The organism is Streptomyces sp. CA-249302 (assembly GCF_050936785.1).
In the GTDB taxonomy this organism is placed as follows: domain Bacteria; phylum Actinomycetota; class Actinomycetes; order Streptomycetales; family Streptomycetaceae; genus Streptomyces.
This window is the reverse complement of the sequence record NZ_JBNJMG010000001.1, coordinates 9689678-9711036: the sequence shown is the minus strand read 5'-3', so window position 1 is coordinate 9711036 and position 21359 is coordinate 9689678. Positions and strand designations below refer to the sequence as shown.

Here is a 21359-nt window from a genome sequence, read left to right as displayed (position 1 = left end):
GTATGACCCCCGTCCCCGAACGCTTCGTCGGCAAGACCGTCCTCGTCACGGGGGCGGGCACCGGCTATGGAGCCGAGATCGCCGTGCGGGCGGCGCAGGAGGGTGCCGACGTCGCCGTCCACTACCGCAGTTCACGGGAGGGCGCGGAGACGACGGCCGAGCGGATCACGGCCCTGGGGCGCAAGGCCGTGCTCGTCCAGGGCGACATCTCCGTCCACCAGGACGTCATCCGCATGGCCGAGGAGGTGTTCGGCCACTTCGGTGTCCTCGACGTGCTGGTCAACAACGTGGGCGACGTCGCGGGCGACCAGATGTCCTGGCGGGACCTCACCGAGGAGTCGATCGACCATGTGCTCGCCGTGGACGTCAAGGGAACCATGCTGTGCGTCCACGAGTTCGGGTCCCTGATGCTCGACCAGGGCCACGGCGCGATCGTCAACATCGGCTCGACCGTGATCGTGCGCGGCAGCGCGCGGGCCCCTCAGTACGCCGCCGCGAAGTACGGCATCCTCGGCATCACCAAGTCCTACGCGCAGGCCTTCGCACCCGTGGTGCGGGTGAACACGTTCGCGCCCGGCTTCATCGAGACCGAGACCCTGCTGAACCGGGCCGACTGGAAGTCCGGCCGCCGGGAGGACATGATCTCCAAGACGCCGATGGGACGTATCCCGGGGCCGTCCGAGGTCGCGGGGACGGCCCTGTTCCTGGCCACGGACGACGCCTCGCACATGACGGGCGTCTATCTGAACGCCGACGGCGGCTTCAACATGATCGGAGCCTAGTAGTTCCCCTCAAACGCCGGCCCCCGGGATCTGGTTCGCATCCCGGGGGCCGGTTCTTCTGTTGTTGTTACGACACCGTCAGGGTCAGGGCGCCCGTGTAGGTGCTGCCCGCCTTGATCGCCGTGGTCGTGCCGTCGACCGTCAGGGTCACCGTCTTGCCGGAGGGAGCCGTCACCGACGCGTCCGAGGCGAGGGTGAGCGAGCTCAGGTACGAGGTTCCGGTGACCGTCCATGTCGAGCCCGCGCCCAGCGTCACGAGCACGCCGTTGTTGACCACCGCGCTCGGCGTGTTGGTGACCTCGCTGATCTCGCGGTACTCCGTCGAGGTGATCGTGGAGACGCTGTGCTTGGCGGTGCTGGCCGAGATGACGCCCTCGACCGTGGAGCCGGTGAAGCTGAGGGTCAGGTTCTGGCCCTGGAGGCTCGCGTTGCCGCCGCCCCAGACCGAGTTGTAGAAGTCGCCGGTCAGGTCGATGTCGGTGAAGGTGCCCTTGGCGTCGGTGGACTGCGTGGCCGTGGTCACCCAGCTGGACGACTTCGACGGCGAGCCGGTGGGCTCGGTGTACGTGCCGATCGTCTCGGAGCTCCACGGCTCGCCGGACACCGTGACGCTGCTCGGCCGGTCGGTGTCCATCAGCTGGAAGAGGACGCCGGTGCCCGAGCTGATCGACGCGCCGTCGGAGCCGTCGACGGTGACCGTGCCCGCCACCGCCTTGCACATGAAGGTGGTCTCGCCCGTGTTGACCTGCGTACCGCCGTCGATGGTGACCGACCCGGCGGCGTACCACAGGACCATGAACCGGCCCGCGTCGATGGTGGTCGACTGCTCCGGCAGCGCGCTCAGTTCCGCGCTGGTCAGGCCGATGTCGAGGGAGTCGTTGAGGTCCGCGACGGCGTCCGCGGTGCTGTCGCCGTAGTGCGCCGAGGCGCCCCAGTGGATGAGGGCGTAGTCGCCGACGTCGAAGGTGCAGCCGAGGAAGTGCTCGGTGACGTTGCCGATGGCGTACGAGCCGTAGCCCTGGCCGCCGGTGTTGGCGATCGTGCTGTTGATGGCGGTCAGCGTGCAGTAGCTGCCGCCGTCGACCGACAGCGCGCCCCATTTCTCCGAGGAGATCGAGGAGTTGACGTACGAGGCCTTGGTGCTCGTGCCGAGCAGGTTGGTGGCGCGGACGTTGCCGGAGATGCCCAGCATCCAGGGGACGGTGATCATGTAGCGGGTGTCGCCGGTGCCGGAGGCCGGGTACTCGTCGGGCACGGTGCCGTCGGCGCAGTGGATCGTGGAGTTCTTGACGATGACGTTCGCGGTGGCGTCGGCGATCACCGCCGTGCGTACGACGCCCTCGTTGCTGATGGTGGCGCCGTCGATGACGAGAGTCGTCCCGGAGCCGGTGCCGACGATCGAGGCGCCGTAACCGACGAAGTCGCAGCGGCCGTTGCCGTCGAAGGCGATCGTGGGGTCGGTGAGCGTGTAGGTGCCGCCGTCCGCGACGTAGACCCCGTTGAACGCCTCGCCGTCGGAGGTGAGCGTGATGCCGGTCGCGGCGCTGTCGGTGACGGTGCCGCCGAGGACGGCGGAGGGGACCGACTTGGACTCGTCCACGCCGTCGGAGTCGACGTAGAGCGCCTGGCGGAAGGGGAAGGTGAGGGTGCTGTAGGTGACGTCGGTGGCTTCGGCGACGTCCAGGACGATGGTGCCCGAGTAGGTGCCGGCCGCGATGGCGGTGGCCACTCCGCCGTTGCCGTCGGTGAGCGCGGCGAGTTCGCTGCCGGTCTCCACGCCGTTGACGGTGAGGGTGAGGCTGTAGCCGTCGGGGACGGCGATGACGCCGCCCTCCTCGATGGTCAGGCTGGTCGCGGTGGTGGTCTCGGTGAGGGTGAGGGTCTCGCCCGAGGCGACGGTGATGCTCTTTCCGGCCTTGACCTTCGTCTTCTTGGCGGACGCCGCGTGCGCGGCCGCGGGGGCGACCAGCGTCGGTGCCATGGCGGCGGCGACGGCCACGAGGAGGGCGCGGGGACGGGCCCGGTAGGTGACCTCGGGGCCGGTCCTGCTGGGGTGTGTCACAGGGAACTCCTTTGTTCTCGGGGGATTTCGGGCATGCCTGACCGGCAGGGGGCGTCGGTCAGGGTGAGCCGGCAAAGGGGGTGCCGGCCCGGTGGACCAACAGGGGGGTGCCGGCCCGGTGAAGGAGAAAAGCGGTTCGCCGCCGACTGGCTCAGGCGGCGCGGTCGATCAGTTCGAGGAGGTTGCCGTACGGGTCGGACACGAAGGCCATCCGGGCACCGGTCCGCGGCGAGGGCCGCGGGCTCATCCGGATGCCCGCACCCGCGGCGACGAGCCGGGCGAACTCGGTGTCGACCTCGCCCGGCGTGTCGACGGCGAGGCAGAGGTGGCCGTAGCCGAGCGTGCCCGCCGCCTGCACCGGGCCGTCGGGGGTCGGGCCCGCTGCGGCGTTCGGTCGGTGGAGCAACTCGACGCGGTAGCCGCTGTAGTGACGGAGCATCACCCCGCGCAGATCGGTGCCGGGGACGGCGAAGGTGTGCTCCTCGGTGAGGTGCAGCGCCTCCCGGTACCAGCGGACGGCCGCTTCGAGGTCGGGTACGGAGATGCCGGCGTGGTCGAACCTCGCGGTCACCGTCGGGCCGCCTCCGGATCTGCGGCCGGCATCCGCTCGCCGCGGATCAACGCCAGGACCCGGGTGCGGAGTTCGGCGAAGCGGGGGTCGGCCCGGGTCGTCAGCTGGTCGCGTTCGGTCCCCAGCGGGATGGCGAGGTTGTCGAGGACGGCCGTGGGCTTTCCGCCCAGGACGATGACGCGGTCGCCGAGGTAGACGGCCTCGTCGATGTCGTGGGTGACCACCACGACGGTGATGCCGAGTCGCCGGCGCAGTTGGAGGGTGAGGTCCTCCAGGTCGAAGCGGGACTGCGCGTCGACCGACCCGAACGGCTCGTCCATCAGCAACACCGGGGCGTCGTAGGCCAGTCCGCGTGCGATGGCCACCCGCTGCTGCATCCCGCCGGAGAGCTGCCACGGATACTTCTCACCCACGTCCGGGAGGCCGACCGCCTCCAGGCACTCCAGTGCACGCCGTTTGCGTACGGCCTTCTTGACGCCCCGCCCCTGGAGCGGGAAGGCGACGTTGTCCCAGACCCGCAGCCAGGGCAGCAGCGAGCCGCGGTAGTCCTGGGAGACCACGGCGATGTCGCCGTGCGGCTCGGTCAACGGGCTCTCCCCGTACCGCACCCGGCCGGAGGAAGGTCGGGTGAGTCCGGCGAGGCAGCGCAGCAGCGTCGTCTTGCCCGCGCCGGACGGGCCGACGATGCACACCGCCTCGCCCGGGTCCACGCGCAGGGTCAGGCCGTCGAGGACCCGGTGTTCCTCGGCACCCTGGCCGAAGCTCATGCCGAGGTCCTCGACGTGCAGGCTCGATCCGCGTTTCATACGGCGACTCCGTTGCTCTTGACGCTCTCGGTGCTGCCGGTCCGGACCGGCCGTGGGGAGCGGACACGGGGGGCGCGCTGGTGGTACCAGCCCAGCAGGCGGTGCTCGACGAGCAGGAGCAGCACGCTCAGGCCGTAGCCGAGGATGCCGATGAGGATGGTGCCGGCCCAGGTCTCGGCGACATGGAAGCTGGAGCCGCTCTGCAGGATGAAGTTGCCGAGCCCGACCGGGGATCCGTAGATCTCGCTGACCACCATGAGGACCACGGCGACGGACAGGGCGACCCGGATGCCGGCCAGGATCTGCGGCAGGGCGCCGGGCAGGATCACCCGGCGCAGCCGCAGCGGCCACGGGATGCGGTAGCCGTGCGCGGTCTCGTGGACGGCCGGGTTGATCGCCTGTACGCCGCTGACGGTGTTGAGCAGGATCGGCCACACCGAGCCCAGGAAGATCAGGAAGACCTTCGGTCCGGAGCCGATGCCCAGGGTGAGGATGATGACGGGCACGAAGCCGACCGTGGGGGTGGCGCGGGCGAAGTCGAGGAGCGGGCCGGTCGCCAGGCGCAGGGTGCGGATCTCCCCGATGACGAGTCCGGCGCCGACCCCGACCACGGTGGCGAGGGCCAGTCCGAGCACGATGTTGCGCAGGGAGAACAGCAGGTCGCCGACGAGTCCGCCGTGCAGCAACTCCCGCCAGAGCGCGGCCAGTACGTCGGTCAGCGGCGGGAAGTAGAAGCTGGTGCTGCCCGCGGTCGCGAGCAGCAGGACCACGAACACCAGGGCGGGCAGCCAGAGTTGGCGCAGGATCGGTTTCCAGGGGAGCACGCCGTTACTCCTTTCCCGCCTGCGCCGGCGGGCGCCAGCGCAGCAGGCGGTGCTCGGCGTACTGCGCGAGCAGGGTGATCGTGTACCCGATGGTCCCGGCGGTCAGGATGTACGCGTAGGCCCGCGCCGAGGCGCCCGCCTGCTGCGACTCCATGATCATGTGGCCGATGCCGGGCAGGGTGGTGAGGACCTCGACTCCGATGGCCACCAGGACCGATGTCGTCGCCGCCAGCCGCAGCCCCGTCATGATCGAGGGGGCTGCGGCCGGCAGGACCACCCGGCGCAGTTGCAGCAACCGCGGGATGCGGTAACCGCGCACGGTCTCGTGCACGGCTTGACTCACGCTGCGCGCTCCGTACTGGGCCTGGAGCAGCACCGGGAAGACACAGGCGACGAAGACGACGGTCGCCTTCATGCCGGGGGTGGAACCGAGGACGAGCAGGAAGACCGGGAGCAGGGCGATCACCGGGAAGGAGCGGAGGATCTCCATCAGCAGCCGGGAGGACTCCTCGGCCGCCGCGTACACGCCGGTCAGCAGGCCGACCGGGATGCCCACGCCGATCGCCACGAGCAGGCCGGTGACCGCGCCGCGCAGGGTCTCCCCCACCGCCTGCCAGAAGCCGCCGCTGCCGAGGAGGTCACCGAGGGCGACGGCCACGGCGCGCGGCCCGGGCAGCGCGGTCGCGCTCACCACGCCCACCGCGGCGACGAGCGCCCACAGCGCCAACACGGCGGCGAGTGCGCTGAGTTGGAGCAGTCGGACCTTGGCCATCGCTAGTCACCGGCCGAGGTGGGTGCCTGGTCCCAGTAGACGTCGGCGTCCTTGGGCTCGTTGTCGAGCAGCTTGAACTCGTGCATCTTCGTGATCACCGTGCGCATCACGGTGGTGTTGAGCGTGGTGTCGTAGTAGGCGGTGGCCTGCTTGTCGATGAAGGCGGCGTCCAGCTGCGTGTACTTCTTGTCGATGGCGCGTACGGCGTCGGGGTGCTCGTTGGCGTAGGTGATCGCCTTGGCGACCGCCTCGATGAACTTCTTCGCCGTGGCGCCGTTGGCGGCGAGGTACTTCTGGCTGGAGAAGAGCAACCCCTGGACCATGCCGGGGAGTTCGTTCATACCCTTGCCGATGACCCGCAGCTTGGCATTGGTCTTGGCGGCGGCGAAGAAGGCACCGAAGGAGTAGACGGCGTCCGTCTTGCCCGACGTCACCGCGTCGGTGAGCGAAGTCGTCGGCAGGGCGACGAACTTGACCTTGGTGGGGTCGCCGCCGTCCTTCTGGACCAGGTACTCGACGATGAACTGGATGGTGCCGCCGAGCGCGGACAGCCCGACCGTCTTGCCCTCCAGGTCGGCGAAGGACGTGATGCCGCTGCTCTTCTTGACCAGGAGCCCGTCGGTGGGATCGGTCTTGGTCGTCGCGGACTGAAGACCGGTCACGATCCGGATGCCCATGCCCTGCGCGGCGCCCTTGAGGAAGCCGGAGCTGTCCGTCATGGCGAACTGGGCCTCGTTGTTGAGGACCGAGGGCGCGTTCTGCGAGGTGTCCTGGGCGCCCGCCTTGATGGTGACGTCGAGGCCCGCGGCCTTGAAGTACCCCTGCTGCTGGGCGATGTAGAGGGGCTCGAAGATGGCGCCGTTGGAGCGCAGGACGGTCACCTCGGCCTTGCCGTCCGAGGTGCTGGCCGTGGCGGACTCGCCGCCGCAGGCGGTGGCGGTGAGGGACCCGGTGACGGCCAGGGCGGTCAGCAGGATGACGGTACGACGCCGCGGGTTTCTCGAAGTCTCCATGAAACGGCTCTCCTTGAGCTTCCTTGGTACGAACTGGCGCCGGGTACGAACTAGTGCGTCCGCGCGTGTCCCGCGGCGGCGTATGCGGTGGTGGATTCCCGAGGGGCCATGAAGGAGCGGAAGCGCCCCTCGGGGTCGTACACGGCCCGGATCTCCTCCAGGCGTGCCGAGTTGGCGGGGCTGAGCCCGTGGTCGAAGCGGTCGGCGAGGTTGTTGTCGGAGAACTGAAGGCCCTTCGACAGGTGCTGCATGTCGGCGAGCCGTCCGTGCGCCCAGTCCTCGTGGGCCAGGTCCTCGGCGGGGTCGGTCCAGCCGGCGTTCGGCGAGAGGTACAGCTTGGCCTGGCTGGACCAGCACGAGTTCGCGCGCTCGGGGTGCCCGCCCCACAGCATCCACAGCACATGGCTGGTGGTGTCCGGGATGGAGTCGAAGAGCGGGCGGGCCGCGTCGAGGACCTTGTCGACGGGTTCGTCGGTCCAGATCCCGTCGAGCGCCCAGCGCATACCGGCCGGGGTCATCCGGTCCGCGTAGTCGTACAGCTCCGCCATGTCCGTCTCCTGCGAGACCACCGCGCGGATCGCCCGGTCCCGGAAGGGCGCGTCCTCCAGGGGTGCCAGGAGGTCCTCCTCGGTGTCGCAGAAGGCGGTGGCCGTGACGGAGACCGTGGGTTGCCGCAGCCAGGGTGAGAAGCCCACCTTCGCCGAGAACTCGACCGCGGGCGCGAGGAGTTCGAGGGTGTCGTACGACCAGGCGAGCACCTCGTCCCGCATCTCCATGGGGTAGCTGTGCGCGGTCCGCAGGATGCGGCGGGGCAGGTCGTGCAGGGCGAGGTGGAAGCGGGTGACGACGCCGAAGAAGCCGGGGCCGCTGCCGCGCGCCGCCCACAGCAGCTCGGGGTGGGAGCTGTCGGTGGCGTGCACGAGGGTGGCGCCCGCGAGGACGACGTCGACGGCCTCGATGCTCAGGCAGGCCGGGCCGAGGCGGCGCGAGTCCCAGCCGTAGCCGCCGCCGAGGATGAAACCGCCGATGCCGACGGTGGGGGCGTGTCCGGTGGGGAAGAACAGTCCGTGTGGAGCGAGCTGTTCGAGCAGGGCCGGGCCCTTGACCGCGGGACCGACTGCGGCCGTGCGCGCCGCCGGGTCGACGGTGACGTCCCGCAGCCGCGAGAGGTCGAGCAGCATGCCGCCGTCCCGCACCCCGTTGCCGACCCAGCTGTGGCCGCCGGAGCGGATGCCGACGGCCAGGCCCTCGGCGCGGGCGAGCCGCACGGCGGCCACGACGTCCTGCTCGCTCTCGGCGAGCACGATGACGTCGGGGTACCGCTCGGGCTTGCGCTCGTTCCACACTGCGTCGAGGCGCGCCTGCTCGTACGCGGGCTCGCCGCGCCTGAGCAGGCGGTCCGGGTACAGATCGGCCATGGCCGTTCTCCTCACACGGGGTTTCGAGTCGGGACACTACTGTCGACACTTGGCGGCATTCAAGGGATGTGACGGGGAAATACCTGCCATCTCTGCCGACACTAGTGAGTTGACGGAAAGTCGAAGAGCTCGGCCGGGTTGTCCACCATCAGCCGGCGCAGGTGCGCGGGGTCGGGTGCGATGCGTTCGATGAGGTCGACGAGCAGGCCGTCGTCGGGCGCCTCACCGGCGATGTTGACGTGCGGATAGTCGGTGCCCCACACCACGCGCTCGGGTGCGTGGGCGACCAGATCGGCGGCCAGCGCCACCGCGTCGGCGTACGGCGGCCCCTGCCGCGAGACACGGTCCACCCCGCTGACCTTCACCCACACCTGCCCGCCGTCGAGCAGGGCACGCAGCGCGCGCGGGGCGGGTCCGTCGCGCCCGTCGGCGAGGTCGACCCTGCCGATGTGGTCGACGACCACCCGGCCGGGCAGGAGACGCACGAGACCCTCCAGAGCCTCGAACTCCTCCCCCCGGACATGGAGTTGAGCGGCCCAGCCGAGTCCGTCGACCCGTTCGAGCACCGAGTCGATCTCGGCCCGGGTGGGCGGGGTGCGCAGATGGGGCAGGAAGTTGAGCCGGAACGCCCGTACTCCTGCCCGGTGCAGTTCCTCGACCTCGTCCCGGGTGGTCGTCTCCCCGATCAGGGCCACCCCGCGCAGCCGTCCACAGCCGCCTCTCAGCGCGTCCAGCAGTACGGAGTGGTCGTTCCCGTGACAGGAGGACTGCACGACCACGGCACGCGTGAGGCCCAAGTGGGCGTGCAGCGCGCGGAGTTGCTCCTTGGGTGCGTCGATCGGGGTGAAGGTGCGGTCCGGGGCGTACGGGAACACGTCCGCGGGCCCGAAGACGTGACAATGCGCGTCGCAGCTGTCGCGCGGGAGCGCCAGGGACGGGGTGCGCGGGGCCGGATGCGGGGGCGGGCAGCCCGGGGAGGGCGTCGACTCCGTCTCGTGTACGGCGGGTTCAGTCACAGCGGGCCGTCATTCCGCCGTCGACGACGATCTCCGTACCGGTCACGAAGCGGGCCTCCTCGGAGGCGAGGAAGAGCGCCGCGTACGCCGTGTCGCGGCCGTCGCCCATGAAGCCGAGCGGGATCCGCGCCTGCCGCTGGGCGAGCAGCTTCGCCACGTCACCGTCCGCCCGCTGCCCGGCGAGCCGGGCCTCGACCATCGGCGTGTGCAGCTGCCCCGGCACGACGGTGTTGACCCGGATGTTGTCCGGTGCGTACTCGACGGCCGTGACCCGTGAGAGCTGGATGACGGCCGCCTTGGCCGCCGCGTATCCGACCTGCGCGGCACCCGTCCAGCGCAGCCCCGATGCCGAGGCCGTGTTGACGATCGCGCCCCCGCCGCCGCGCCGCATGACCGGGACGACGTGTTTGCAGGCCAGGAAGACGCTGGTGAGATTGGTGTCGAGCTGGCTCTCCCAGTCGTCGGGACTGAGGTCGACCACGCCTCCGGCGCGGGAGCCGCCGACGTTGTTGACAAGGATGTCGATGCGGCCCGCGAGGCGCTCGCACTCGGCGAAGTAGTCACGTACGGCGTCCGGTTGGGTCACGTCCAGCACGGCGGTGTGCGCCGTACCGCCCTCCTCCCGGATCTGCCGGGCGGTGACCTCCAGGGACTCCTTGTCCCGGTCGGCCAGGAAGACGGTGGCGCCCTCCCGGGCGAAGATCACGGCGGTGGCACGGCCGTTGCCCCAGCCGGGGCCGACGCTGCCGGCACCTCCGATCACGGCGATCCGGTCGGCGAGACGGCCCGGCGGTCGGCCGGGCAGGTGTTGGTTCACGGGGTCTCCCTCCCACGGGGGTTGGCGAAACTGTCGACAGTTCTAGCCATGTGTCGACAGAAAGTAAACATCATGGCTCACAGCACAGAGATATTGCCTTTAGTGTCGACACCGGGTTTGGATGGGTCGTATGAAGAAGCCGCCCGTGTTCACGCCCGAGGAGATCGCCCGCTTCCGCACCGAGCTGGCGGAGCGCCGTGCACCGGGTGCCTACGAGCCCGGCCGCTGGTCGGTCAGCCCGCTCAACCGGCGTACGGACGTGGTGGGTTCACTCCCCCCGTGGGTCCGGCTGCGGGACGCGACCCTGCGCTCGGTGGAGACCCTGCCGGGCGTCGTGGCCTCGACGGAGGCCAAGGAGGCGTTCCTGCGGCGACTCGTCGGCAGCGGAGTCCCCGAGGTCGTCACGGCGGGCCTCGGCGGCCGGACCGAAGCCGCACTCAAGTCCGAGGTGGCGCTGGTCAAGGGCGAGAGCCCGGACTGCCGGGTGGTGTGCCCGCTGATGCGCTCCCCCGAGGACATCGACCGCGCGGCCTCGGCCGGTTACGACGCCGTACAGGTGTGGGTGCAGGGCTTCGGCGAGACCTCGCTGATCTACCAGGCGCCGGTCTACGGGCGGGCCTGGCGCGGCGAGGAGTGGCGCACCGCCGAAACGCCGCGCGACCGCGCGGCCGTACTGGCTCGGGCCGCGCGCCTGGTGTCGTACGCACGCGAACGCGGCCTCGACGCGATCGTGCCACTGCTGATGGTGTCGTACGCGACCGAGGAGAGCCACGAGGAGTCGGTCACGCTGCTCGCCGCGGCGGGGGCCACCGAACTGACCCTCTTCGACGGGCCGGGGGCGATGAGCCCGGAGGCGTACGGGTATCTGGTACGGCAGACCCGTGCCCTCGCTCCGCACGTCGAGGTCGGCCTCCATCCGCACAACACCTATGGCCTGGCCGTCGGTTGCGCGGTGGCCGCGGTCCGGGCGGGCGCGGTGGCCGTCGAGCTGTCCGTCAACGGCTACTGCGGCGGCCCCGGCAACGCCGACCTCGCGGCGACCGCGCTCGCCTTCGAGTCGCTGTACGGGGTGCAGACCGGCATCAGGACCGAGCGCCTCACTGAACTGGCCCGCGCGGGGCAGGAACTGACGGGCTATCACACCGCCTGGAACCACCCGGTGACCGGCACGCACGCCTTCTGCTGGGGCGGCATGGACCTCATCACCCAGGAGACGGAGATCGACCCGCTCCTGCACAACTGCCTGGAGCCGACACTCGTCGGCAACACCCGCACGGTCCCCTTCACCCCGGACAGCGGCCCGTACACCCTGGTCGACAAGCTGACGGCCCTGGGCATCGAGCTGGGCCACGAGCAGGTGGACGACCTCCTCGTCCGGGCCCGGGAACTGATGGCGCGCGAGGGCCGGCTGCTGACGGACGAGGACCTGGCCACCCTCGCCGAAGAGGTCCGGTGAGCGGAGGAGGCCCTGTAAGCGGAGTCCGGGGCGTTTGTTACGCTCCGGGAGCCTCCCGTGGGAGAAGTCCGGTGAGAGTCCGGCGCTGACCCGCAACGGTGTGCGCGGCGAACCTCGGTCCGTCGCGCGAGCCCGATCGCCTGTGGGTGGCGCGACCCGTTGACTGCTCGCCGTGGACTGCGAGAGGGGACCGCGCGGCCCCGGTGCCGTACGGGCCGTCTCCTTGCGTGAGATTCCGCAGGCGGCCCTAGGCGAAGGACCGCCCACACCGTGCGCCGAAGTCCGACACCCGTACTGCCCTTGGCACTTGGGCTCGCGCTCCTCCTGCTCGCGTCCCTGGTGTGCGGCGTCGGGCTCGGCGCGGCCGGGATCGGCTGGGGGCCCGTCCTCCGGTTCCTGTGGGCCGGGCTCACCGGCGGGACCGTCCACGCGGGTGACGTCGCCGCGTACACCATCGTCTGGGAGATCCGGCTGCCCCGAGTCGTGCTCGGCGCGGTCGTGGGCGCCGGACTCGCCTCCGTCGGAGTGGCCGTGCAGGCGATGGTCCGCAACGCGCTCGCCGATCCGTTCGTGCTGGGCATCTCCTCGGGCGCGGCGGTCGGCGCCAACGCCGTGATCCTGCTGGGGGCGTTCGCGGGGCTGGGCGTGTGGGCGCTGTCGGTGTCGGCGTTCGCCTCGGCGCTCGCGGCCATGGCACTGGTGTACGCGGTGGCCCGCTCACCGCACGGGCTGACTCCGCTGCGGCTGATCCTCAGCGGGACGGCACTGGCGTACGGCTTCGAGGCGGTCACCACCGTGATGGTGTTCGGCGCGGCCCGCGGCGAGGCGGCCCGCTCGGCGATGATGTGGCTGCTCGGCAGCCTGGGCGGTGCGACCTGGGCGCAGGTGCCGCTCGCGGCGGTGACCGTGGCGGCCGGGTGGGGCTGGCTGCGTCGGCGGGCCGAGTCGCTGAACGCCCTCGCCATGGGGGATGAGACAGCCGCCGCGCTGGGTGTCCAACCCGCCCGGCTGCGGCGGGAGTTGTTCCTCGTCACCGCCGCGGTGACCGGGACCGTGGTCGCCGTCAGCGGGGCCATCGGCTTCGTCGGGCTGATGGTGCCGCATGTCGTACGGATGCTCGTGGGCGCCGAACACCGCCGGGTACTGGCCGTCGCCCCGCTCGCCGGAGCCGTGCTCCTGGTGTGGGCGGACGTACTGTCCCGGCTGCTGCTCGCGCCCGCCGAGCTGCCGGTCGGAGTGATCACCGCGGTGGTCGGGGTGCCCGCCTTGCTGCTGCTGATGCGGCGCGGCGGCTACGCGTTCGGGGGCCGCTGACGATGAGACTCGACATCGACGGCGTGACGGTCGAGGCGGCCGGGGCCCGGATCGTCGACGAGATCCGGCTGAGTGTCGACAGTGGCACGGTCGTGGGGCTCGTCGGGCCGAACGGCAGCGGCAAGTCGACACTTCTGCGGTGCGTGTACCGGGCGCTGCGGCCGGCCGGGGGTGTCGTACGCCTCGACGGGGACGACGTACACGCCATGGATCCGCGGGCGGCGGCGCGGGCGCTGGCGGCCCTGCCGCAGGAGTCGTCGGCCGAGTTCGACTTCACGGTCGCCGAGGTGGTGGCGATGGGGCGGCTGCCGCACCGGGACCGTACGGCCGCGCGGGACCGGGCGGTGTGCGCGGAGGCCATGGCCCGCACCGGCGTGGCACACCTCGCCGAGCGCGGCTTCCTCGCCCTGTCCGGCGGCGAGAAGCAGCGCGTCCTGATCGCCCGTGCGCTGGCCCAGCAGCCGCGGGTGCTGGTCCTCGACGAACCGACCAACCACCTTGACATCGCCCACCAGTTGGACGTCCTGTCCCTGGTCCGTGACAGCGGCCTGACCGTCCTCGCGGCCCTGCACGACCTCAACCTGGCCGCCGCGCACTGCGACGTCCTGTATGTGATCGCGGACGGCCGGATCGCCGCCTCCGGCCCGCCGCACGAGGTGCTTCGACCCGGCCTGCTCGCCGAGGTGTTCGGGGTGCGTGCGCATCTCGTACGGCATCCGGAGACGGGTGCGCTCCAGCTTCTGTTCGACCTGCTCCCGACCATTCCCTGAAGGACCCCCATGCGCAAGTTCCTTGCCGCCGCCCTGTGTCTGGCCGCTACCGCCACCGGATGCGGTGCGTCGGTCGAGACCCCGGCCAAGGACGCCAAGTCGTCCGCGATCACCCTCACCAACTGCGGCCGGAAGGTCACCTACGACAAGGTCCCGCGGCGCGTCGTCACCAACGACGTCGGGATCACCGAGCTGATGTTCGCGCTCGGTCTGGAGAACCGGATGGCCGGGTTCGCCATGCCCGACGACAAGGGCGATCTGAGCAACGTCCCCTGGAAGGACGGCTACGACAAGGTCAAGTGGCTCTCCAAGGACCAACTCACCAAGGAGAACGTCCTCGACGCCCGCGCAGACCTGGTCTTCGCCGGCTGGAACTACGGCTTCCGCGAGGACAGCGGGTTCACGCCGGACGCTCTGAAGAAGCTCGGCGTCCCCTCGTACATCCTCACGGAGTCGTGCCGCAACGGCCGTACCGACACCTCGCGCGGCATCATGCCGCCGCTCGACGCGCTCTACACCGATCTCACCAACCTGGGGCGGCTGTTCGGCGTCGAGAAGCGGGCCGCGAAGCTGATCGCCGGGTTCAGGAAGCAGATCGCCGGAGTGGCGGCCGAGGCGCCGAAGGGGGACGCCCGGCCGAAGGTGTTCCTGTACGACAGCGGGCAGGATCAGCCCTTCACCTCCGGCCGTTATGCGGCGCCGGACCAGATCATCAGTGCGGCGGGCGGCGTCAATGTCATGCACGATGTCGACGATTCCTGGACCACGGTGGGCTGGGAGAGCGTCGTGGAGCGGGATCCGGACGTCATCGTGATCTGCAACTACGGGGATGTGAGTGCCGAGCAGAAGAGGAAGTTCCTGTTGTCGTACGCGCCGTTGCGGAATGTGTCGGCGGTGAAGCACCGGCGGATCTTCGTGCTGGATTACGTGGATCTGGTCGAAAGTCCCCGTAATCCTTCGGCGATTGCGCGGCTGGCAGCCTATTTGCACCCATAGTCACCTGATCGGAATCGCCAGGTACTGGTGGTCCAGGAATTCGTCGATCCCGAGGCGGCCGCCCTCCCTCCCCAGTCCCGACTGCTTGACGCCGCCGAAGGGGGCCGCCGGGTTGGAGACCAGGCCCGTGTTCAGGCCGACCATGCCGACCTCCATGCCTTCGCTGACCCTCAGGGCCCGGTCCAGGTTCTGTGTGAACAGGTAGCCGACCAGGCCCCAGGGCGTGTCGTTGGCCCGGGCGAGCACCTCGTCCTCCTCCTCGAAGGTGAGGATCGCCGCCACCGGGCCGAAGATCTCGGTCCCCATCAGGTCGCTGTCCGGGGCCACGTCCGTGAGGACCGTCGGTGGGTAGAAGCAGCCGGGGCCCTCGGGGGTGTGGCCGCCGACCAGCACGCGGGCGCCCCGGTCCACCGCGTCCTCGACCAGTTGCGCCACCTTCGCGCGGCCCGCCGCGTCGATCAGCGGACCGACGTCGACGCCGTCCCGCGTGCCCGGCCCCACGACCAGCGCGCCCATGCGCTCGGCCAGCCGCCGCGCGAACTCCTCCGCCACCGAGCGGTGGACGAAGAAGCGGTTCGCGGCCGTGCACGTCTCCCCCATGTTGCGCATCTTGGCGGTCATCGCACTGTCCACGGCCACACCCAGGTCGGCGTCGTCGAAGACGATGAACGGCGCGTTGCCGCCGAGCTCCATCGAGGTGCGTACGACCGCGTCGGCGCACTGGGCGAGGAGGAGCCTGCCGACGGCCGTGGAGCCGGTGAAGGAGAGCTTGCGGATACGGCCGCCGCGCAGGAGGGGTTCACAGACCTCGCCGGCGCGGGAGGTGGTGACGACGTTCAGCACGCCGTCGGGCAGGCCGGCCTCCCGCAGGATCGCGGTCAGGGCGAGGGTGGAGAGGGGGGTCTGCGGGGCCGGCTTCAGAACCATCGTGCAGCCCGCCGCGATCGCCGGGCCGACCTTGCGGGCGCCCATCGCGAGGGGGAAGTTCCAGGGGGTCACGAGGAGACAGGGGCCGACCGGGCGGCGGGAGAGGAGCATGCGGTTGCGGCCGTCGGGGAGGGTGCCGTAGTCGCCGCCGATCCGGACCGCCTCCTCGGAGAACCAGCGGAAGAACTCGGCCGCGTACGCCACTTCGCCCCGCGCCTCGGCCAGCGGCTTCCCCATCTCGGACGTCATCACAAGGGCGAGTTCGTCGGTGCGGGCGAGGAGGATCTCGTAGGCGCGGCGCAGGATCTCGCTGCGGGCCCTGGGTGCCGTACGCCCCCACTCCCGCTGTGCCGCGACGGCGGCGTCCTCCGCGAGCCGGGCGTCCTTGGGGCCCGCGTCGGCGACATGGCAGAGGATCTCGCCGGTCGCGGGGTCGTCGACGGGCATCGTCATACCGTCCGCGGCGTCCTGCCAGGTGCCGCCGATGAACAGTTGCCTGGGTACGTCAGCAAGGGAGGTCATGCCGGTTCTCCTTCCCCGGAAACGCCGTTCTCCACCGCGGCGGCCCAGGCCCGCAGTCCCGTGTCGACGCCCGCCTCGTCGATCACCAGCGCGGGGATCATCCGAATGACCTGGTTCCAGGCCCCGCACGTCCCCGATGCGCGGCGTCCGCTCCACCACCGCCCACAGGCCCTCCCGCAGCCGCGCACCCATCGCCTCGGCGTTCTCCACGAGCTTCCGTCGCGGACGACATCGAGGGTGGCGCAGGCCACGGCGTTGGCGCCGGAACTCTCCGAGCCGCCCGCTTCTTCCGTGCGCCGGCCCGGGTGGCCGAGGCCGCGGTACCCGGCCTGCCGCTCCCGGACGGCCGTTCCTTCCACGAACTCTCCGACGTCGGACTGCGCCAACTCCTGTACGCCCTGCGCGAGGACACCCGCATCAGGAGTACGCGGAACGCCGGCTGGGCCGCCTCGTCGACCACCACACCCGGCACGGCACGGACCTCCTCACGCACGTGGCCCTGACGGTGTCGGACGTGTCACGGAGGCGTTGACCCCGGGTGCCGGATCCGAGGACCCCTCGGGTCGAAATCCCGGCCCCGTATCCTGCCGCCGTGGCCGAGACCGAACCGATGCGGCTTCCCGACATGCCGCTGCACGATCCCTTCGTCGTCGCCGACGAGGAGACCCGCACCTACCACCTCTACACCTCCAACGACCCGTCCGTGTCAGGCGTGGACGGCGTCGGCACGATGGTCTACCGCAGCCGTGACCTGCGCGACTGGACACGCCCGGCCGTGGTGTTCCGGGCCGCCGAGCAGACGGGGATCTGGGCGACCGACGGCGGTTGGGCCCCGGAGGTGCACAAGTGGCGTGGCAGGTACTACCTGTTCACCACCCTGCACGACGAGGACAGGGCGCTCCCGGTGCCGCCGCCCGGCCGCTGGGGGACGCCGTTCCAGCTCCCGAACCACATGCGCGGCACGATCACCGCCGTGGCCGACTCCCTCCTCGGCCCCTTCACCGCCGTCGACCCAGCCCGCCCCACCCCGCCCGGGCACCTCATGACCCTCGACGGCACGCTCCACGTCGACCGGGCCGGGCAGCCGTGGATGGTGTACGCGCACGAATGGCTCCAGACCGTCGACGGAACCATGGAGGCGATCCGGCTCACCCCCGACCTGACCGGCACGACCGGCGACCCGGTCCTCCTCTTCAAGGCCTCCGACGCACCCTGGCTCACCGAGCAGATCCCCGCCGGCGTCCCGCACCAGCTCGCGCCGTACATCACCGACGGACCGCAGTTGTACGACACCCCCGACGGGTCGCTCCTGATGCTGTGGTCGACGTACGAGAAGAACCTGGCCGGGCAGGACGGCACGATCAGCGGCGGCTATGTGCAGACCTACGCGGTCTCCAGATCCGGTGACATCAGGGGACCTTGGGAACAGCGCCGCCCCCTGGTCCGGGACGACAGCGGACACGGCATGCTGTTCCGCACCTTCGACGGCACCCTGCTGCTGATCCTCCACCGCCCCTTCGAGAACGCCCGCGGCAAGCTGTACGAGATGCGGCTCGACGGCCATGAGCTACGCGTGCTCCGCCGGCGTGACGACCTCGACGGCGGCGGCTGACCTGCGATTCCGGCCGGCGCACCCACCGTAAGCGCCTGTCGTATCGTTGATCCCCGACCTGAGGGGACACGCATGGGCACCGGCCACGACACGGACTCCCCCGACGACGGGACGAAGGCGTTCATCGCGGCGCGTCCGCAGCTCTTCGGGATCGCGTACCGGGTGCTCGGCAGTGCGGCGGAGGCCGAGGACGTACTACAGGATGCGTGGCTGCGATGGCAGGGCACCGATCGCGCCGCCGTCCGGGAGCCCACGGCGTTCCTGGCCACGGTGACCGCCCGGCTGGCGATCAACGTCGCCCAGTCCGCCAGGGTGCGGCGTGAGTCGTACGTCGGTCCCTGGCTCCCGGAGCCGGTCGACACCCGGGCGGATCCGCAGCTGGGCGCGGAGCGGGCCGAGGCGCTCGACCTGGCGGTGCTCTTCCTGCTGGAGAAGCTGAACCCCGTGGAGCGGGCCGCGTACGTGCTCCGGGAGGCCTTCGACTACCCGTACCAGCAGATCGCGGAGATGCTGGAGACGAGCGAGGCCAACACGCGCCAGTTGGTGAGCCGCGCCCGCAAGCGCCTCTCCTCGGATCGCCGGCAGCCCGTGGACCCCGACGCCCACCGGCGGCTGATGGAGGTCTTCCTGGCCGCGGCGCAACACGGCGATCTGTCCGTGCTGGAGAACGTGCTCACCGAGGACGTGGTCAGCTACACCGACGGCGGAGGGATCCGCGGCGCGTCGAGGATCCCGGTGGTCGGACGCCTGCACGTCTCCAGGTACTTCGCCGCCTTCGCCCCGCGCTTCTGGCCCGGCAAGGCCATCCGATGGGTGGAGGCGAACAGCGGTCCGGCCGCCCTCGTGCTGGCCGACGGGCAGGCCGTGGCGCTGCTCTCCGTCGAAACCTCGGAGCGCGGCATCGAGCGGCTCCTGTGGGTCATGAACCCGGAGAAACTCGCACGCTACGTGGCTTCGCTGGACGGCTGACCGCCGGGTGTCACAGATCGCGGGGCCGTCCGGTCGTACTGGATGAGGACCCAGTCGATCGGAGTGGACCATGGCCATCACAGAGCAACGCATCGCCACCATGGTGCTGGTGATCGGCACCGGAGGTGCCGGTCTGCGGGCGGCGATCGAGCTGGCCGAGGCCGGGATCGACGTCCTCGCCGTCGGCAAACGCCCCAAGGAGGACGCCCACACGGCGCTCGCGGCCGGCGGCATCAACGCGGCGCTGGCCACCATGGACCCCGAGGACAGCTGGCAGCAGCACGCCGCGGACACCCTCAAGGAGAGCTACCTCCTCGCCGACCCGCGCACCGTGGAGACCGTCACCCGGGGCGCCGCCCGGGGCATCGACGACCTGGAGCGCTACGGCATGGCCTTCGCCAGGGAGGAGGACGGCCGTATCTCGCAGCGCTTCTTCGGCGCGCACAAGTTCCGGCGGACCGCCTTCGCCGGCGACTACACGGGCCTGGAGATCCAGCGCACGCTGGTCCGGCGGGCGGAACAGCTCGCCGTCCCCGTGCTGGACGGGGTCTACATCACCCGGCTCCTGGTGCACGAGGGCGCCGTCTTCGGGGCGTACGGCTTCGACCTGACGAACGGCAGGCGGTACCTGATCCAGGCCGACGCCGTGATCCTGGCCGCGGGCGGTCACACCCGTATCTGGCGGCGTACGTCCTCGCGGCGGGACGAGAACACCGGCGACTCCTTCCGGCTGGCCGTGGAGGCCGGGGCCCGGCTGCGGGACGCCGAGCTGGTGCAGTTCCACCCGTCCGGGATCATCGAGCCGGAGAACGCGGCCGGCACCCTGGTCAGCGAGGCCGCCCGGGGCGAGGGCGGGATCCTGCGCAACGCTCTCGGCGAGCGCTTCATGAGCCGCTACGACCCCGAGCGCATGGAGCTGTCCACCCGCGACCGCGTGGCCCTGGCCTCGTACACGGAGATCAAGGAGGGCCGCGGCACCCCGAAGGGCGGCGTCTGGCTGGACGTCTCGCACCTGCCCCGGCAGACGATCATGACGCGGCTGCCCCGCGTCTACCAGACCCTGCTGGACCTTCAGATGCTGGACATCACCCGGGACCCGATCGAGATCGCGCCCACCGCGCACTACTCGATGGGCGGGGTGTGGGTGCGGCCCGAGGACCACAGCACGGACGTGCGCGGGCTGTACGCCATCGGCGAGGCGTCGAGCGGACTGCACGGGGCCAACCGGCTCGGCGGGAACAGTCTCATCGAGCTCCTGGTCTACGGCCGTCTCACCGGGCAGGCCGCGGCCGCGTACTCGCAGGCCCTCACCGCCCAGCCGCGGTCCGCGGCGGCCGTCGCGCAGGCCCGCGCGGAGGTCGACGAGCTGCTCGCGGCCGACGGGCGGGAGAACGTCCGCGCGCTGCAACGTGCCATCCGCAACACCATGACCGAGCACGCCGGAGTCGTCCGCGACGAGGAGGGCCTGCGCGCCGGGCTGGCGGAGCTCGCGGAGATCGAGAAGCGGATGGAGGACGTCGGCGTCCACCCGGACATCGCCGGCTATCAGGACCTCGCGCACGCCTTCGACCTCAAGTCGTCGGCGCTCGCGGCCCGGGCCACCCTCGAGTCGGCGCTGGAGCGGCGTGAGACGCGCGGCTGCCACAACCGCAGCGACTTTCCCGAGCAGGATGCCGCTCTCCGGGTGAATCTCGTGTGGTCCCCGGTCACCGGTATCACCCGCGAAAGCATTCCGGCCGTCCCCGACGAGATTTCCGCGCTGATGCACGAGATCTCGACCGAAGGAAAACTCGTCGAGTGAATCGGTGTCACAAGCCGACTCCGTGTTCGGTCTCTTCTATGGCAGGCACAGAAAATCAGAAAGTCCCTGAGAGGAATTCCGTTATGAAGGTCGTAGTGATCGGCGGCACCGGGCTCATCGGCTCGAAGGTGGTCGCCAGGCTCGGCGAGCACGGGCACGAGGCGATCGCGGCCTCGCCCAACACCGGCGTCAACACGCTGACGGGCGAGGGTCTGGCCGAGGTCCTCCAGGGCGCTGAGGTCGTGGTCGACGTGTCCAACTCCCCGTCGTTCGCGGACGAGGACGTCATGGAGTTCTTCCGCACCTCCACCACCAACCTGCTGAAGGCGGAGGCCGAGGCCGGTGTGCCGCATCATGTGGCGCTGTCCGTGGTCGGCACCGACCGCCTCCAGGGCAGCGGGTACTTCCGGGCCAAGCAGGTCCAGGAGGACCTGATCAAGGCGTCCGGTCTCCCCTACTCCATCGTCCACGCGACCCAGTTCTTCGAGTTCGCGAAGGGGCTCGCCGACGGTGTCACCGTGGGCGACACCGTGCACCTGCCCGACGCCAAGATCCAGCCCATGGTCTCGGACGACGTGGCCGCGGCCGTCGCCCGCGCCTCGGTCGGCGCACCGGTCAACGGCACGGTGGAGGTGGGCGGCCCCGAGGCGTTCCAGCTGGAGGAGTTCATCCGCATGGGCCTCTCCGCCACGGACGACCCGCGCAAGATCGTCACGGACCCGGAGGCGACGTACTGGGGCGCCCCGCTGGAGGAGAACACGCTCCTGCCCGGCGCGGGCGCGCACATCGCGGAGACCAGGTTCGCGGACTGGCTGGCGCAGCAGAAGTAGTCCTCGCGCTCCGGGTGGCCCTCTCCTTCCGAACGTTCGGAAAAGGAGAGGGCCACCGCGTACTCGGGCATGCGAGAGGGG

General features: G+C 70.7%; 19 protein-coding genes and 2 pseudogenes. 10 read left to right on the top strand and 11 right to left on the bottom strand.

The features are described 5' to 3' along the window. Nucleotides 1–2 precede the first annotated feature (2 nt). Entirely contained in the window at nucleotides 3–782 is a 780-nt protein-coding gene (locus ACQEWB_RS43815; protein WP_432841437.1) for an SDR family NAD(P)-dependent oxidoreductase, read from the top strand. 67 nt (nucleotides 783–849) lie between these two features. Here ACQEWB_RS43815 and ACQEWB_RS43810 read toward each other — a convergent pair whose 3' ends face one another. The 9 genes from ACQEWB_RS43810 to ACQEWB_RS43770 form a co-directional block, all read right to left on the bottom strand. Then, entirely contained in the window at nucleotides 850–2844 is a 1995-nt protein-coding gene (locus tag ACQEWB_RS43810; RefSeq protein WP_432841435.1) for a hypothetical protein, read from the bottom strand. Between the two features lie 151 nt (nucleotides 2845–2995). Beyond that, nucleotides 2996–3415 carry a VOC family protein gene (locus tag ACQEWB_RS43805; protein ID WP_432841433.1) on the bottom strand — a complete coding sequence of 140 codons (420 nt, stop codon included), beginning with the start codon at nucleotides 3413–3415 and terminating at the stop codon, nucleotides 2996–2998. After that, nucleotides 3412–4221: an ABC transporter ATP-binding protein gene (locus ACQEWB_RS43800; protein ID WP_432841431.1), complete on the bottom strand. Its 810-nt coding sequence runs from the start codon at nucleotides 4219–4221 to the stop codon at nucleotides 3412–3414. The genes ACQEWB_RS43805 and ACQEWB_RS43800 overlap by 4 nt, the downstream gene beginning before the upstream one ends. Further along, nucleotides 4218–5045 carry an ABC transporter permease gene (locus tag ACQEWB_RS43795; RefSeq protein WP_432841429.1) on the bottom strand — a complete coding sequence of 276 codons (828 nt, stop codon included), beginning with the start codon at nucleotides 5043–5045 and terminating at the stop codon, nucleotides 4218–4220. The genes ACQEWB_RS43800 and ACQEWB_RS43795 overlap by 4 nt, the downstream gene beginning before the upstream one ends. A 4-nt stretch (nucleotides 5046–5049) precedes the next feature. Then, the gene (locus tag ACQEWB_RS43790) at nucleotides 5050–5817 is read right to left on the bottom strand and encodes an ABC transporter permease (RefSeq protein WP_432841427.1); all 768 of its coding nucleotides are present in this window, start codon (nucleotides 5815–5817) and stop codon (nucleotides 5050–5052) included. 2 nt (nucleotides 5818–5819) lie between these two features. After that, the gene (locus ACQEWB_RS43785) at nucleotides 5820–6830 is read right to left on the bottom strand and encodes an ABC transporter substrate-binding protein (protein ID WP_432841425.1); all 1011 of its coding nucleotides are present in this window, start codon (nucleotides 6828–6830) and stop codon (nucleotides 5820–5822) included. A gap of 50 nt (nucleotides 6831–6880) precedes the next feature. Continuing rightward, entirely contained in the window at nucleotides 6881–8248 is a 1368-nt protein-coding gene (locus tag ACQEWB_RS43780) for an FAD-binding oxidoreductase (protein ID WP_432841423.1), read from the bottom strand. A gap of 101 nt (nucleotides 8249–8349) precedes the next feature. Continuing rightward, a complete protein-coding gene (locus ACQEWB_RS43775; RefSeq protein ID WP_432841421.1) occupies nucleotides 8350–9264 on the bottom strand; it encodes an amidohydrolase family protein in 915 nt (304 codons plus the stop codon). After that, complete coding sequence (locus tag ACQEWB_RS43770; RefSeq protein ID WP_432841419.1) at nucleotides 9257–10081, bottom strand: SDR family NAD(P)-dependent oxidoreductase; 825 nt, start codon at nucleotides 10079–10081, stop codon at nucleotides 9257–9259. The genes ACQEWB_RS43775 and ACQEWB_RS43770 overlap by 8 nt, the downstream gene beginning before the upstream one ends. A 130-nt stretch (nucleotides 10082–10211) precedes the next feature. On the opposite strand from ACQEWB_RS43770, the gene ACQEWB_RS43765 reads away from it, so the two are divergent. From ACQEWB_RS43765 to ACQEWB_RS43750, 4 genes are all read left to right on the top strand, one after another. After that, on the top strand, nucleotides 10212–11537 hold the full coding sequence (locus ACQEWB_RS43765) for a hypothetical protein (protein ID WP_432841417.1): 1326 nt from the start codon (nucleotides 10212–10214) through the stop codon (nucleotides 11535–11537). Nucleotides 11538–11807: 270 nt separating this feature from the next. Further along, on the top strand, nucleotides 11808–12851 hold the full coding sequence (locus tag ACQEWB_RS43760; protein WP_432841415.1) for a FecCD family ABC transporter permease: 1044 nt from the start codon (nucleotides 11808–11810) through the stop codon (nucleotides 12849–12851). A gap of 2 nt (nucleotides 12852–12853) precedes the next feature. Next, a complete protein-coding gene (locus tag ACQEWB_RS43755; RefSeq protein ID WP_432841413.1) occupies nucleotides 12854–13621 on the top strand; it encodes an ABC transporter ATP-binding protein in 768 nt (255 codons plus the stop codon). Nucleotides 13622–13630: 9 nt separating this feature from the next. Further along, nucleotides 13631–14617 (top strand): ABC transporter substrate-binding protein, encoded by a 987-nt coding sequence (locus ACQEWB_RS43750; protein ID WP_432841411.1) that lies wholly within the window; start codon nucleotides 13631–13633, stop codon nucleotides 14615–14617. Here ACQEWB_RS43750 and ACQEWB_RS43745 read toward each other — a convergent pair whose 3' ends face one another. After that, complete coding sequence (locus ACQEWB_RS43745; protein ID WP_432841409.1) at nucleotides 14618–16066, bottom strand: NAD-dependent succinate-semialdehyde dehydrogenase; 1449 nt, start codon at nucleotides 16064–16066, stop codon at nucleotides 14618–14620. Further along, nucleotides 16063–16329: pseudogene (locus ACQEWB_RS43740) on the bottom strand (aspartate aminotransferase family protein); the annotation flags it as partial. The gene ACQEWB_RS43745 and the pseudogene ACQEWB_RS43740, both read right to left, overlap by 4 nt. Before the next feature lie 15 nt (nucleotides 16330–16344). Here ACQEWB_RS43740 and ACQEWB_RS43735 point away from each other — a divergent pair. The 5 genes and pseudogenes from ACQEWB_RS43735 to ACQEWB_RS43715 all read left to right on the top strand — a co-directional run. Then, a pseudogene (locus ACQEWB_RS43735) lies at nucleotides 16345–16556 on the top strand (PucR family transcriptional regulator); the annotation flags it as partial. Nucleotides 16557–16676: 120 nt separating this feature from the next. Beyond that, nucleotides 16677–17678 (top strand): glycoside hydrolase family 43 protein, encoded by a 1002-nt coding sequence (locus tag ACQEWB_RS43730; RefSeq protein ID WP_432844323.1) that lies wholly within the window; start codon nucleotides 16677–16679, stop codon nucleotides 17676–17678. A gap of 72 nt (nucleotides 17679–17750) precedes the next feature. Beyond that, a complete protein-coding gene (locus ACQEWB_RS43725) occupies nucleotides 17751–18647 on the top strand; it encodes an RNA polymerase sigma-70 factor (protein WP_432841407.1) in 897 nt (298 codons plus the stop codon). A gap of 70 nt (nucleotides 18648–18717) precedes the next feature. Next, nucleotides 18718–20448: an L-aspartate oxidase gene (locus ACQEWB_RS43720; protein WP_432841405.1), complete on the top strand. Its 1731-nt coding sequence runs from the start codon at nucleotides 18718–18720 to the stop codon at nucleotides 20446–20448. 83 nt (nucleotides 20449–20531) lie between these two features. After that, nucleotides 20532–21278 (top strand): SDR family oxidoreductase, encoded by a 747-nt coding sequence (locus ACQEWB_RS43715; protein WP_432841403.1) that lies wholly within the window; start codon nucleotides 20532–20534, stop codon nucleotides 21276–21278. Nucleotides 21279–21359: the final 81 nt, after the last annotated feature.